This window comes from Bradyrhizobium sp. SMVTL-02, assembly GCF_051853005.1.
Taxonomy (GTDB): domain Bacteria; phylum Pseudomonadota; class Alphaproteobacteria; order Rhizobiales; family Xanthobacteraceae; genus Bradyrhizobium.
The window spans coordinates 314,483-327,457 of the sequence record NZ_CP182469.1 but is presented as its reverse complement, the minus strand read 5'-3'; the positions used below and the strand labels follow the sequence as shown (position 1 = coordinate 327,457).

Sequence of the window (12,975 nt, the reverse complement as noted above, 5' to 3'; positions counted from 1 at the left end):
TTGATCGTAGCGGGCGCATCACCCGACGAGCCCGACACGACGGCCTCCCCCGTGAGGGAGGAGGCCGTTAGCGCGTGTGGGGTCCAAGTCGTCCGCATCGTCACCCTCTCGGGGTTCAGGCGGACTTCTTGTTGTTCTTGTCGTCGTCGACTTCGGTGAACTCCGCGTCGACGACGTCGTCCTTGGCCGCGTCCTTCTTGGCGTCGGCCTCGGCCTGCTGCTTGTACATGGCCTCGCCGAGCTTCATCGAAGCCTGAGCCAGCGTCTGGGTCTTGGCCTTGATCGCCTCAGCGTCGTCGCCCTTCAGCGCTTCCTTGAGGTCGCTGACCGCATCCTCGATGGCGCGGCGCTCGCTCTCGGCAACCTTCGAACCGTGCTCGGCCAATGCCTTCTCGGTCGAATGCACCAGACCATCCGCCTCGTTCTTGGCGGTGACGGCCTCGCGGCGCTTCTTGTCCGCCTCGGCATTGGCCTCGGCGTCCTTGACCATCTTCTCGATGTCGGCTTCCGACAGGCCGCCCGAGGCCTGGATGCGGATCTGCTGCTCCTTGCCGGTGGCCTTGTCCTTGGCCGAGACGTTGACGATGCCGTTGGCGTCAATGTCGAAGGTCACCTCGATCTGCGGCATGCCGCGCGGAGCCGGCGGAATGCCCATCAGGTCGAACTGGCCGAGCATCTTGTTGTCGGCCGCCATTTCACGCTCACCCTGGAAGACGCGGATGGTGACGGCATTCTGATTGTCTTCAGCCGTCGAGAACACCTGGCTCTTCTTGGTCGGGATCGTGGTGTTGCGGTCGATGATGCGGGTGAACACGCCGCCCAGCGTCTCGATGCCCAGCGACAGCGGGGTCACGTCCAGCAGCAGCACGTCCTTGACGTCGCCCTGGAGCACGCCGGCCTGGATCGCAGCGCCGATCGCCACGACTTCGTCCGGGTTGACGCCCTTGTGCGGCTCCTTGCCGAACAGTTGCTTCACGACTTCCTGGACCTTCGGCATGCGGGTCATGCCGCCGACCAGAACCACCTCGCCGATCTCACCGGCGGTGACGCCGGCGTCCTTCAGCGCCTTGCGGCAGGGTTCGATGGTCTTCTGCACGAGGTCGTCGACCAGCGCCTCGAACTTGGCGCGGGTCAGCTTCATCGTCAGATGCTTCGGGCCGGTCTGGTCCGCGGTGATGAAGGGCAGGTTGATCTCGGTCTGCGTCGTCGACGACAGCTCGATCTTGGCCTTTTCAGCGGCTTCCTTCAGACGCTGAAGCGCGAGCTTGTCGTTGCGCAGGTTGATGCCCTGCTCCTTCTGGAACTCGTCGGCGAGATAGCCGACCAGACGCATGTCGAAATCTTCGCCGCCGAGGAAGGTGTCGCCGTTGGTCGACTTCACCTCGAACACGCCGTCGCCGATCTCGAGAATGGAGATATCGAAGGTGCCACCGCCGAGGTCGTACACGGCGATCGTGCCGGCCTTGGTCTTGTCGAGGCCATAGGCGAGCGCGGCCGCGGTCGGCTCGTTGATGATGCGCAGCACTTCAAGGCCCGCGATCTTGCCGGCGTCCTTGGTCGCCTGGCGCTGGGCGTCGTTGAAGTAGGCGGGAACGGTGATGACGGCCTGCTCGACCTTCTGGCCGAGATGGGCTTCCGCGGTCTCCTTCATCTTCTGCAGGATGAAAGCGGAGACCTGCGAGGGCGAGTAGGTCTGGCCGTCGGCCTCGACCCAGGCGTCGCCGTTGGAAGCCTTCACGATCTTGTAAGGAACGAGCTTCTTGTCCTTCTCGACCATCGGGTCGTCGTAGCGGCGGCCGATGAGGCGCTTCACTGCGAAGAACGTACGCTCTGGATTGGTAACGGCCTGGCGCTTGGCAGGCTGGCCGACGAGGCGCTCACCGTCGTCCGTCACGGCGACGATCGAAGGCGTCGTGCGCATGCCTTCGGAATTCTCGATGACTTTGGCGTTTTTGCCGTCCATCACGGCGACGCACGAGTTCGTGGTGCCGAGGTCGATCCCAATGACCTTTCCCATGGTCCTGATATCCTTCTTTTTGCGGCAGGTTGGCTGGGCCCAGAAGGCACCCGAACCGAAACCCCCTAAGATCAAACATCCGCGATATTGCGATGATTGAGGCTCATATAGGAGGGGGGCAGGGGCCCGCAAGGACCGGAGCAACGTTTCGGCCGTGAAAACATTGGGTTTTAGGACATCATATCCGGGCTCGACCGCCCTTGCGGGTGAGGAGATATTAACAGGTCCGGCGGATCGCCACCCCGCCCCGGCAACCCGCCACACCCTGTTACGGCAAGGCCAAACCCGCTAAAAGTCGGCCGGCCGACCGCCGCGCCAAGGGCTGCTTCGCGCGACAAAGCGCCCGGCGCCGACCATCGAACGGCCTCAATGTGAACCAATCAGAGTGCCCAATGAAGCTGATCCGCCCCCTCGCCGCGCTCACCCTCCTCGTTGCCTCCGCGCTTCCGGCCATGGCTGCCGACGCCGTTTTCCCGCCGGGCCTGCGCCTCGGCATGGTGCCGCTGGTCGGCCTCGGCACGGCAAAAACCTTTCCGGGCTTCGAGAGCGAGGACGGCAGCGTCAAGGTGCTGATCACCGAGCTGCCGCCGGCGGCCTATGGCGAGGTCGTGAGCGCCTTCAATTCCAATCCGGCCGGCGCTGGCGGCGTCAAGCAGGACAAGATCGAGACGCCCGCAGGCCTTGCCTATTTCACCACCGAGAGCGGCAAGGCCGGGGAGACCCCGGTGAAACGCTATTCGATGATCGTGCCGGGCGCCGGCTTCTCCGGCTATGTCGCGGTGCAGATCCCGGAGAATGCGACCAAGATCTACACCGACGAGGCGGTTCGGCAGATGTTCGCGAGCGCCACCACCCGCAAGCAGGTCTCGACCGAGGAGCAGATCGCCTTGATACCGTTCAAGATCACCGATCTCGCCGACTTCAAGGACATCCGCACGCTGGCGCCGGGCTCCAGCATCATCCTCGCCGACGGCAACGAGAGCGCAGGCTATGAGTCGAAGCCGTTCATGATCCTCGGCCTGATCGGCGCGACCCCGCAAGCCGCCGACGATCGCGCCCGCTTCGCCCAGGAGGCCGCGCTCCAGATCCCCGGCGTGCGCGAATCCCGCGTCACCATGTCGGAGCCGATCCGCATCAACGGCCAGCAGGGCTTCGAGACCCGGATTGACGGCGTCAGCGGCAAGGACAAGACGCCGGTGACCGTGGTGCAGTGGATCCGCTTCTCGAGCGGCGGCGCCTCGCTGCGCATCATCGCCAGCGCCCCGCGCGACCAGTGGCAAGCCGCCTTCACCCGCTTCCGCGCCGTGCGCGACGGGATCCAGCCGAAGGGGTAGCCCAAGCCTCACCAAACCCGGCTGCATTTTCGGGCTTCTGTTCGTATACTTCCCCGGTTGGATCATCCCGGCGGGAGACGAATGATGCTGGATCGGCGACAAATCTTGGCAATGCTTGGAACGACGGCGCTGGCGACCCTCGCGCCAACCGCGCCGTTTGCAGCGGCATCGATCAAGCCGGACGATGCGTCCGCGCTGCTCGTGATCGACGTGCAAAACTGTTTCCTGCCCGGCGGCAGCCTTGCGGTGAAGGAAGGCGAACAGGTGGTGCCCGTCATCAACAAGATGGCCAAAGCGTTTGCGAACGTGGTGATGACGCAGGACTGGCACACGCCCGGCCACGTGTCGTTTGCGTCGGTGCATTCCGGCAAGAAGCCGTTCGAGACCATCGACCTGCCCTACGGCAAGCAGGTGCTGTGGCCGGATCATTGCGTGCAGGGCACCGATGGCGCCGCGCTGTCGAAGGACCTGTCGATCCCGCATGCCGAGCTCATCATCCGCAAGGGGTTTCACAAGGACGTCGACAGCTATTCAGCGTTCCTCGAAGCCGACGGCAAGACCTCGACGGGCCTCGCCGGCTACCTGAAGGGCCGCAAGATCAAGCGCGTGTTCGTCGCTGGCCTTGCGACGGATTTCTGCGTCGCCTGGACCGCGCTGGACGCACGCAAGGCGGGCTTCGAGGTCTATGTGGTGGAAGACGCCTGCCGCGGCATCGACACCCAGGGCTCGCTGGCAAAGGCCTGGGCCGACATGGCCAAGGCCGGCGTGAAGCGGATTCAGTCCGCGGATATCGCGGTGAGTGCGTAGGCGGCGCTGAGGAGCGCGCTCCTTCGCGCGCGCCTCGAAGGATGAAGGGCCCCGCCGTAACATCTTGCCCTTCATGGTTCGAGGCGCCGCGCAAGGGCGCGGCTCCTCACCACGAGGGAGGGTTCTAAGACTCAGTTCGTCGCGCCGCTCGACTCGTTGTTGTTCGCCGCGGGCGCAGGCTTCGCGCCGCCCTTGGCGACACCGACCAGCGCCGGGCGCAGCACGCGCTCGCCGATGGTGTAGCCGGCCTGCACGACCTGCACGACGGTGCCCGACGGCACCGACGCATCGGGCACTTCGAACATCGCCTGCTGGAAGTTCGGGTCGAATTTCTGGCCCAAGGGATCGAACTTCTTCACGCCGTGCTTTTCCAGCGCGTTGAGCAGCGAGCGCTCGGTGAGCTCGACGCCCTCGATCAGCGAGGTCAGCCCGGGATCGGCCGCAGCACGCGCTTCGGCCGGAACGGCATCGAGCGCGCGCTGGAGATTGTCGGCGATGTCGAGCACGTCGCGGGCAAAGCCGGTGATGCCATAAAGACGGGCGTCAGCGACCTCCTTCGTGGTGCGCTTGCGCAAATTCTCCATCTCGGCCAGCGTCCGCAGCATGCGATCGCGCGCCTCGGCTGCTTCCTTCTGCAATGTCTCCACCGAGCCGGGCTCGGGATCGTCGGGCATGATGTAGGGTTTTGACACCACGGGCTCGCCGGTCGCTGCAGTCGTGTCTTCGGGTTGCCGGTCTTGCTCGGTCATCGGCTCTGATCTCGAACTCGTTTCCAGGGATTGTTGGCCCGGATATCGTGCCTAAGCGTCCGAAAATCAAGCGCCCGTGATCGGCGCAAACGCCGGTCAGCCCCCCAGGAGGCGGCTGACGATGCGGGCGGCGTAGTCGACGGTCGGGATCACGCGGGCGTAATTCAGCCGCGTCGGCCCGATCACGCCCAAAACACCGACGATGTGGCCGGCGGCATCCCGATAGGGCGAGATGATCGTGGAGGAGCCGGACAAGGAAAACAGCTTGTTCTCGGAACCGATGAAGATGCGCACGCCCTCCGCGGTCTCGGCCCGGCCCAAGAGGTCGATGACGCCGCGCTTGGTCTCGAGATCGTCGAACAGCAGGCGCACGCGCTCCAGATCCTCCAGCGCGTGCAGATCTTCCAGCAGATTGGCGTGGCCGCGGACGATCAGCTGGCGGTCCTCGTTCTCGCCGCCGGACCAGCTGGCGATGCCGGCCGAGATCACTTTCTGCGTCAATTGATCGAGCTCGGCGCGGGCTTGCCCGAGCGCGGTTTCGAGCTCGAGCCGCGCCTCGGCCAGGGTCCGCCCGCGAATCCGCGCATTGAGGAAATTGCCGGCTTCGGTGATCGCGGACGATGGAACTCCGGGCGGCAGCGTCAGCACGCGGTTTTCGACCTGGCCGTCCTCGCCGACCAGGATCACCAGCGCCTTTTCCGGTTCCAGCCGGACGAATTCGATGTGCTTGAGCCGCGCATTGGATTTCGGGGTCAGCACCACCGCTGCCGCACGGGTCAGGCCCGACAGCCGCGTCAGCGCCTGGTCCAGTGCCGCCTCGACCGACTGGGCCTGGCCGACCGTGGCAAGCTGGCTCTGGATCGACTGCCGTTCGGCCTCGGTGAGATCGCCGACCTGCATCAGGGCGTCGACGAAGAAGCGCAGCCCGAGTTCCGTCGGCAGCCGGCCCGCCGAGGTGTGCGGGGCATAGATCAGGCCGAGCTGTTCCAGGTCCGCCATGACGTTACGGACCGAGGCCGGCGACAGCGGCGTGGCGATCAGGCGGGAAATGTTGCGCGAGCCGACCGGCTCGCCGGTTGCGAGATAGCTTTCGACAATTTGACGAAAGATGTCGCGGGAACGCTCGTTGAGCTGGGCGAGGCCTGCGCGCGGCGCGATCAGATGGATCGGATCGTGATGGGCCACAGACGGTTAACTCCTCTCAGATGCTCATAATTTGTCCATCCGGGACGGTTCTGACAAGCGTGGCGTTTGCGGGGTGGAAAACCGGGGGCGATTAAGCGCTGATCTTCCCCCTTGCCGCTCACCCTGACCCCACCTACAAGCACCGCGAACAGCCCTTTTCCGAAAGTTTTGGAGGATTTCCCATGCGGCCAAGCCGCCGTGCGCCCGACGAATTGCGCCCCGTGACGCTGGAGCGCGGCGTGGTCAAATATGCGGAAGGCTCGTGCCTGGTGAAATTCGGCGACACCCATGTGCTGGTCACCGCCACGCTGGAAGACCGCCTGCCGCCGTGGCTGAAGGGCCAGGGCCGCGGCTGGGTCACCGCCGAATACGGCATGCTGCCGCGCGCGACCTCCGAGCGCACCCGCCGCGAGGCCTCGGCCGGCAAGCAGAGCGGCCGCACCGTCGAGATCCAGCGCCTGATCGGCCGCTCGCTTCGCACCATCGTCGATCTCGAAGCGCTCGGCGAGCGCCAGATCACGGTCGATTGCGACGTGCTCCAGGCCGACGGCGGCACCCGCACGGCCTCGATCACCGGCGCCTGGGTCGCACTCGCCGATTGCATCAACTGGATGAAGGCGCGCAACATGATCAAGGCCAACGTGCTGCGCGACAACGTCGCCGCGATCTCCTGCGGCATCTACAACGGCACGCCGGTGCTCGACCTCGATTATGCCGAGGATTCCGAGGCCGAGACCGACGCCAATTTCGTCATGACCGGCGACGGCCGCATCATCGAGGTGCAGGGCACCGCGGAACGCGAGCCGTTCACGGAAACCGAGTTCCTGGCGTTGATGGCGCTGGCGCGCAAGGGCGTCGCGCGTCTCGTGGACTTGCAGAAACTGGCTGTCGCGTAGTCAATAGGCCCATGCACCGCCGAATCACCGGAAAGCTCGTCATCGCCACCCACAATCCCGGCAAGCTCGCCGAGATGGAGGAGTTGCTTGCGCCGTACGGGATCGAGGCGGTGTCGGCCGGTGAGCTCGGCCTGGACGAGCCCGCGGAAACCGGCAACGACTTCGGCAGTAACGCCGCGATCAAGGCGATCGCGGCGGCGAAGGCGACGAAGCTTCCCGCGTTCGCCGATGATTCCGGTATCGTCGTCGACGCGCTCGACGGCGCGCCCGGCATCTACAGCGCGCGCTGGGCCGGCCCGACCAAGGATTTCAACGCGGCGATGGCCCAGATCGAGCGGCTGTTGCAGGAACGCGGCGCGACCACGCCCGACCGCCGAACGGCGCATTTCGTCTCCGCGCTCTGCGTGGCGTGGCCGGACGATCATCTCGAGGAGGTCGAGGCCCGGGTCGACGGCACGCTGGTGTGGCCGCCGCGCGGCACTGCCGGCTTCGGCTACGATCCGATGTTCCTGCCCGATGGCCACAGCCGCACCTTCGGCGAGATGGAAAGCATCGAGAAGCACGGCCTGCCGCCGCTCGGCCTCGGCCTGTCGCATCGCGCCCGCGCCTTCGTGAAACTGGCGGAGATCTGCCTTGAGCCGCGCTAGAGCGTTGTCGAGCGAAGTGGATGCCGGTTCGCGCCGGGAAAACGCGTCAAGACAGGAATCGGAAGCCTTCGGCGTCTACGTGCACTGGCCGTTCTGCCTGTCGAAGTGCCCCTATTGCGACTTCAACAGCCATGTCCGCCACGCCGCGATCGACGAAGCGCGGTTTGCGTCGGCCTTCGCGCGCGAGATCGCAACCACGGCCGAGCGCGCGCCCGGACGTGAAGTGACCTCGATCTTTCTGGGCGGCGGCACGCCCTCGCTGATGCAGCCTTCAACAGTCGGCGCGGTGCTCGATGCGATCGGCAAGCACTGGACCGTCGCCGGCGACGTCGAGGTGACGCTGGAAGCGAACCCGACCAGCGTCGAAGCCACGCGCTTTGCCGGCTATCGTTCAGCCGGCGTCAACCGCGTCTCGCTCGGCGTGCAGGCACTCGACGATGCCTCGCTCAAGGCGCTCGGCCGCATGCACAGCGCGCGCGAGGCGCTCGATGCCGTCGCCATCGCGCGCCGCTCGTTCGACCGCTATTCGTTCGACCTGATCTACGCCCGCCCCGACCAGACGCCGGAGATGTGGGCCGACGAGCTCAGGCACGCCATCGATGAAGCGGCCGAGCATCTGTCGCTCTATCAATTGACGATCGAGGAAGGCACGCCGTTCTTCGGCCTGCACCAGGCCGGCAAATTGAAGACGCCGGACGAAGCGGTCGCACGCGCGCTCTACGACGTCACGCAGGAGACCTGCGACAAGCTTGGGCTACCCGCCTACGAGATCTCCAACCACGCGCGGCGCGGCGCCGAGTGCCGGCACAATCTGGTCTACTGGCGCGGCGAGGAATATGCCGGCATCGGTCCCGGCGCACACGGCCGTCTCGACATCGACGGCGTGCGCCATGCCACCGCCACGGAGAAGCGCCCCGAGGCCTGGCTGCTGCGGGTCGAGACCAACGGCGACGGCGTCGTCACCGACGATCTCCTCAACAGCGAGGAGCGCGCCGACGAATTCTTGCTGATGGGATTGCGCCTCGCCGAAGGCATCGACCCCGAGCGCTACAAGGCGCTGTCAGGCCGACCGCTCGACCCCAGGCGCATCGCGTTGCTGCGCGAGGAAGGCGCGATCACGGTCGATGCGACGGGACGGCTGCGCGTGACGAACAGCGGATTCCCGGTGCTGGATGCCGTGGTCGCGGATCTCGCAGCGTAGCGAGATCTTCGCATCTCCCCGCAAGCGGGGCGAGGGAGCGCAGCGGCATCCGCGGTGAGAACTACGCCCCAAAACTCTTCGGCGAGCCCGCCACCGCAACGCCGCCGCCGGACGTCACCTTCATCACGGCAAGGCCGCGCTCGTTGGTGCCGTCGGGGCGGAAGCGGAACAGGCCGTCGATGCCGGCGAAGCCGGAAGGATTGGTGAGGACATCGGAGGAGAAGCGCTGGCCACCTTGCGTGCGCGCCAGCGCGGCAACGAGTGCGACCGCGTCATAGGCGAGCGTCGCGGTGCGGATCGGCTCGGCGCCGTACTTCGTGCGGTAGCGGCCCGAGAACGCGCGAAAACCGGCCGGATCGGGCGCGGCATAGAGGCCGCCCTGCAGCGCCGAGTTCGCATAGACGCGCGGATTGTCCCACAGGCCGGTGCCGAGCAGCTGGATGTTGCGCAAGTTCGCCCCCGCCGCGGTCATCGCATCGGCTACCGAAACCACGGCATCGCCGTCGTCCGCAATGAACAACGCATCGGCGCTGCCGAGCTGCTGCGCCACGCCACGCGCGGGCGTGGCGCGATCGGCGCCGTATTTCTCGAACGCGACGATGCGGCCGCCGCGCCGCGGCACCGCCGCCTTCACCGCGGCCTCGACGACATTGCCATAGGCGTTATCGGGCAGCAGCACGGCAAAGGAGCGCTTTCCGATGCTCGCCGAATATTCGACGATGCGGTTGACGTCGGACTCCGGCAGGAACGAGAGCAGGTAGACGCCGCGGCCGGCGATGCTGGAGTCGGTCGAGAAGGCGATCACCGGGATGTTGCGCGTGCGCGCGACCTGCGCCACCGCCGGCACAGATTGCGCGAACAGCGGCCCCAGGATGATCTCGGCGCCTTCCTCCACCGCCTGCTGCGCGCCGGCTTGCGCGCCCTGCGGGCTGCCAGCGTCGTCCTTGATCAGGAGCTGGATGTTCGGGTTCTGGAACTCGGCCAGCGCCATCTCGGCGGCGTTGCGCATGGACTGCGCGGCAAGGCCGGCATTGCCCGCGGCCGAGAGCGGCAGGATCACCGCGACCTTGACCCCACCGCTGCCCGCGGTCGTCCCCTGCTGGGGCGGACCTGCCGGCTGGGCCGGCGGCGCGGAGGAGCTGGAGAACGGGTTGGAGAACTGGCTGAGGCTCTGCTGCACGCCGGCGCACGCCGACAACAGCGGCGCGCCCAGCAACAGGCCGAGCGCGCTCCGCCGGGTCGCACCCAATGACAGGGGGTCCGGAACGGGAGATTTTGGATGACGCGGGCCCAGCATGACAGCTTCTCTTCCGGCCGGCTCTCGCCAGCCGGTTCACAACATTCCTTGCCGCGACACAAGCCGCGGATTCAGGCATAGTGTCGGTAAATAGTTAACCAAAACAAAAGGATAATGACCGCTTAACGCGGCCGTCTTCCCGTCCTGGCCAGCTCTTCGCCGTTCGTCGCGTAGCATCAAGGCGGCGTTTCCGTCGCGAATATGGCACGAGGGCCCTCACTCCCTCGCAACGTGACCTTGGGTCAATCACATTCCCGTCCGTTTATCGCCCCTCACCTCGGCACGATCTTTTCGAAGAGCAGTTCCCAGCCCTTCGGATCGTGCCTAAGTTGGCTCCATTATGCGCGCAAAGCCGGCCCCGATAAATACGCCTGAACGCCCAGACGCCCCCCCGCGCGGCTTCTCCATCGATGCCCATCGGCTCCCGGCCCCAAAGGCCGCGGCGGGCCTCCATCTGGTCGCGACCCCCATCGGCAATCTCGGCGATATCACCTTGCGCGCGCTGCAGACGCTCGCCGGCGTCGACGTCATCGCCTGCGAGGACACCCGCATCACCCGCCGCCTGACCGAGCGCTACGACATCGCGGCAACGCTCAGGCAATATCACGAGCACAACGCCGAAGCCGCGCGGCCGAAGATCCTGGAGGCGCTGGCGCAGGGCGGTTCGGTCGCGCTGGTATCGGATGCCGGCACGCCGCTGATCTCCGATCCCGGCTTCAAGCTGGTGCGCGAGGTCTGCGCCGCCGGTCATGCCGTGTATGCGCTGCCCGGCCCGTCCTCGGTGCTGGCCGCGCTGTCGGTCGCGGCCCTGCCGACCGACCGCTTCTTCTTCGAGGGTTTCTTGCCGGCGAAATCCGCCGCGCGGCGCAGCCGCCTCACCGAGCTCGCGCGCATCGATGCGACGCTGGTGATGTTCGAATCCGGCAACCGCGTCCAGGACACGCTCGCCGAGCTCGCCGAGATCATGGGGACGCGCGAGGCGGCGATCTGCCGTGAGCTGACAAAACTGCACGAGGAGATTTCGCGCGCGACGCTGCACGCGCTTGCGCGCGAGGCCGATACGCTGGAGACGCGCGGCGAATTCGTGCTGGTCATCGCTCCACCCGCGGCCGGCGCCGAGCTGCTGACGTCCGATGCGCTCGATGATCTGCTGCGCGAGCAGCTCGCCGCGCACAGCGTCAAGGACGCCGTTGCGCACGCAGTCGCGCTCTCGGGCCGGCCGCGCCGCGAAGTCTATGCCCGCGCGCTCGAGCTCGCAAAGGATCTGCGAGGCGGCGATGGCGAAGAGTGAGATGCCTGCGGAACCGAAGGTCGTCTCGCCCGAGCGCGTCGCCGCGTTCCGCACCGGCATCTCCGCGGAAAGCCGCGCCGCCGCCTATCTCATGGCCAAGGGCTACCGCATCCTGGCAAAACGCTACCGCACGCCGCACGGCGAGATCGACCTCGTCGCGCGTCGCCGCAACCTCATCGCCTTCGTCGAGGTCAAGGCGCGCGCCAGCCTGGACGATGCAGCCTATGCCGTGACGCGGCGGCAGCAGCAACGCATCATCGACGCCGCCCAAGGCTGGCTCGTGGCGCATCCCGAGCATGCCGAATTCGAATTGCGATTCGACGCCATGCTGATTGCACCGCGCTCACTTCCGCGCCATGTGTTGGCGGCATTCGACGCCTCGACCTGAAAGGCAGACCATGAAACTGAACGTCGCCGTCCAGATGGACCCAATCGCCCGCATCAACATCAAGGGCGATTCCACCTTCGCGCTGCTCCTGGAGGCGCAGAAGCGCGGCCATGGCCTGTCCTATTACACGCCCGACAAGCTTTCGATGGTCGGCGAAGAGCTCGTCGCGCCGGTGCAGCTCCTGACCGTGCGCGACGAGCCCGGCGACCATTTCACCCTCGGTGAGCCCAAGCGCGAGGCGCTGAGCGGCTTCGACGTGGTGCTGCTGCGCCAGGATCCGCCGTTCGACCTCGCCTACATCACCTCGACGCACTTCCTGGAGCGCATCCATCCGAAGACGCTGGTGGTCAACGACCCGGCCTCGGTTCGCAACGCGCCCGAAAAACTGTTCGTGATGAACTTTCCGCAGCTGATGCCGCCGACGCTGATCTCGCGCGACCTCGACGAAATCAACGCGTTCCGCGACAGGCACGGCGCCGTGGTGATGAAGCCGCTGCACGGGCACGGCGGCGCGGCGGTTTTCCGCGTGATGCCGCAGGACATGAATTTCGGCTCGCTGTTCGACATGTTCTCGGTGACGTTCAAGGAGCCCTGGGTGATCCAGCAGTTCATTCCCGAGGTGAAGCACGGCGACAAGCGCATCATCCTCGTCAACGGCGAGTTCGCCGGCGCGGTGAACCGCTTGCCGGCCGCCGACGACCTCCGCTCCAACATGGTGCGCGGGGGCGCCGCGCAGGAGACCGAGCTCACGGCGCGCGAGCGCGAGATCTGCGCCACCGTCGGACCCGCGCTGCGCGAGCGCGGACTCCTGTTCGTCGGCATCGACGTCATCAACGGCAACCTCACCGAGATCAACGTGACCTCGCCGACCGGTATCCGCGCCATCTCACGGCTCGGCGGCCCCGACGTGGCGGCGAAGATCTGGGACGTGATCGAGCAGAAGCGGAAGAAGTAGGGGCGCGCCATTCTCCTCATCGTCGTCGGGGCGAAGGCCGACCTTCGCCGCGACGACACTGATGATGTGGCGCAAATGCTTCCATCTCACGACCGTGTGCATTCGGCTCAAGCGAGCCACTAACCGCCCGTTCACCATGACGCCTCGCGCATCCCGGGAACGGGCGCGCCGGGATGCGTGATTCTACGGGGCCGCTGGCCGACTGAAT

At 66.3% G+C, this 12,975-nt stretch carries 12 protein-coding genes; 8 read left to right on the top strand and 4 right to left on the bottom strand.

Features of this window, described 5'->3' with window-relative positions; translation table 11 throughout:
• Positions 1 to 115: 115 nt before the first annotated feature.
• On the bottom strand, positions 116 to 2,017 hold the full coding sequence (gene dnaK, locus ACNJYB_RS01515; RefSeq protein WP_197954174.1) for a molecular chaperone DnaK: 1,902 nt from the start codon (positions 2,015 to 2,017) through the stop codon (positions 116 to 118).
• Positions 2,018 to 2,409: 392 nt separating this feature from the next.
• Here dnaK and ACNJYB_RS01510 point away from each other — a divergent pair, with 392 nt between their 5' ends.
• Together ACNJYB_RS01510 and pncA are read left to right on the top strand one after the other, a co-directional pair.
• Complete coding sequence (locus tag ACNJYB_RS01510; RefSeq protein WP_439372382.1) at positions 2,410 to 3,351, top strand: hypothetical protein; 942 nt, start codon at positions 2,410 to 2,412, stop codon at positions 3,349 to 3,351.
• Between the two features lie 84 nt (positions 3,352 to 3,435).
• Complete coding sequence (gene pncA / locus ACNJYB_RS01505) at positions 3,436 to 4,158, top strand: bifunctional nicotinamidase/pyrazinamidase (protein ID WP_439375775.1); 723 nt, start codon at positions 3,436 to 3,438, stop codon at positions 4,156 to 4,158.
• A 131-nt stretch (positions 4,159 to 4,289) separates the two neighbouring features.
• On the opposite strand, the gene grpE is transcribed toward pncA, so the two are convergent.
• Together grpE and hrcA are read right to left on the bottom strand one after the other, a co-directional pair.
• Positions 4,290 to 4,907 carry a nucleotide exchange factor GrpE gene (gene grpE / locus ACNJYB_RS01500; protein WP_439372381.1) on the bottom strand — a complete coding sequence of 206 codons (618 nt, stop codon included), beginning with the start codon at positions 4,905 to 4,907 and terminating at the stop codon, positions 4,290 to 4,292.
• Positions 4,908 to 5,003: 96 nt separating this feature from the next.
• Complete coding sequence (hrcA, locus tag ACNJYB_RS01495; protein ID WP_439372380.1) at positions 5,004 to 6,092, bottom strand: heat-inducible transcriptional repressor HrcA; 1,089 nt, start codon at positions 6,090 to 6,092, stop codon at positions 5,004 to 5,006.
• A gap of 182 nt (positions 6,093 to 6,274) precedes the next feature.
• Between hrcA and rph the strand changes: the two genes are divergently transcribed.
• From rph to hemW, 3 genes are read left to right on the top strand one after another with little or no spacing between them, the layout of a single operon-like run.
• The gene (rph, locus tag ACNJYB_RS01490; protein ID WP_439372379.1) at positions 6,275 to 6,988 is read left to right on the top strand and encodes a ribonuclease PH; all 714 of its coding nucleotides are present in this window, start codon (positions 6,275 to 6,277) and stop codon (positions 6,986 to 6,988) included.
• Positions 6,989 to 6,999: 11 nt separating this feature from the next.
• Positions 7,000 to 7,635, top strand: a complete 636-nt coding sequence (gene rdgB, locus ACNJYB_RS01485) for an RdgB/HAM1 family non-canonical purine NTP pyrophosphatase (protein WP_439372378.1) — start codon at positions 7,000 to 7,002, stop codon at positions 7,633 to 7,635.
• 16 nt (positions 7,636 to 7,651) lie between these two features.
• Complete coding sequence (gene hemW / locus ACNJYB_RS01480; RefSeq protein WP_439375774.1) at positions 7,652 to 8,836, top strand: radical SAM family heme chaperone HemW; 1,185 nt, start codon at positions 7,652 to 7,654, stop codon at positions 8,834 to 8,836.
• A gap of 61 nt (positions 8,837 to 8,897) precedes the next feature.
• On the opposite strand, the gene ACNJYB_RS01475 is transcribed toward hemW, so the two are convergent.
• Positions 8,898 to 10,133 (bottom strand): penicillin-binding protein activator, encoded by a 1,236-nt coding sequence (locus tag ACNJYB_RS01475; RefSeq protein ID WP_439372377.1) that lies wholly within the window; start codon positions 10,131 to 10,133, stop codon positions 8,898 to 8,900.
• 340 nt (positions 10,134 to 10,473) lie between these two features.
• Between ACNJYB_RS01475 and rsmI the strand changes: the two genes are divergently transcribed.
• From rsmI to gshB, 3 genes are read left to right on the top strand one after another with little or no spacing between them, the layout of a single operon-like run.
• A complete protein-coding gene (rsmI, locus tag ACNJYB_RS01470; protein WP_439372376.1) occupies positions 10,474 to 11,424 on the top strand; it encodes a 16S rRNA (cytidine(1402)-2'-O)-methyltransferase in 951 nt (316 codons plus the stop codon).
• A complete protein-coding gene (locus ACNJYB_RS01465; RefSeq protein WP_439372375.1) occupies positions 11,411 to 11,812 on the top strand; it encodes a YraN family protein in 402 nt (133 codons plus the stop codon). The genes rsmI and ACNJYB_RS01465 overlap by 14 nt, the downstream gene beginning before the upstream one ends.
• 10 nt (positions 11,813 to 11,822) lie before the next feature.
• Positions 11,823 to 12,767, top strand: a complete 945-nt coding sequence (gshB, locus tag ACNJYB_RS01460; RefSeq protein ID WP_439372374.1) for a glutathione synthase — start codon at positions 11,823 to 11,825, stop codon at positions 12,765 to 12,767.
• The last annotated feature ends 208 nt before the right edge of the window (positions 12,768 to 12,975 follow it).

What these genes read in the sequence shown, in the direction of transcription:
- dnaK (WP_197954174.1), bottom strand. Translation starts at nt 2,017, where the DNA reads ATGGGAAAGGTCATTGGGATCGACCTCGGCACCACGAACTCGTGCGTC.
- ACNJYB_RS01510 (WP_439372382.1), top strand. Translation starts at nt 2,410, where the DNA reads ATGAAGCTGATCCGCCCCCTCGCCGCGCTCACCCTCCTCGTTGCCTCC.
- pncA (WP_439375775.1), top strand. Translation starts at nt 3,436, where the DNA reads ATGCTGGATCGGCGACAAATCTTGGCAATGCTTGGAACGACGGCGCTG.
- grpE (WP_439372381.1), bottom strand. Translation starts at nt 4,907, where the DNA reads ATGACCGAGCAAGACCGGCAACCCGAAGACACGACTGCAGCGACCGGC.
- rph (WP_439372379.1), top strand. Translation starts at nt 6,275, where the DNA reads ATGCGGCCAAGCCGCCGTGCGCCCGACGAATTGCGCCCCGTGACGCTG.
- rdgB (WP_439372378.1), top strand. Translation starts at nt 7,000, where the DNA reads ATGCACCGCCGAATCACCGGAAAGCTCGTCATCGCCACCCACAATCCC.
- ACNJYB_RS01475 (WP_439372377.1), bottom strand. Translation starts at nt 10,133, where the DNA reads ATGCTGGGCCCGCGTCATCCAAAATCTCCCGTTCCGGACCCCCTGTCA.
- rsmI (WP_439372376.1), top strand. Translation starts at nt 10,474, where the DNA reads ATGCGCGCAAAGCCGGCCCCGATAAATACGCCTGAACGCCCAGACGCC.
- ACNJYB_RS01465 (WP_439372375.1), top strand. Translation starts at nt 11,411, where the DNA reads ATGGCGAAGAGTGAGATGCCTGCGGAACCGAAGGTCGTCTCGCCCGAG.
- gshB (WP_439372374.1), top strand. Translation starts at nt 11,823, where the DNA reads ATGAAACTGAACGTCGCCGTCCAGATGGACCCAATCGCCCGCATCAAC.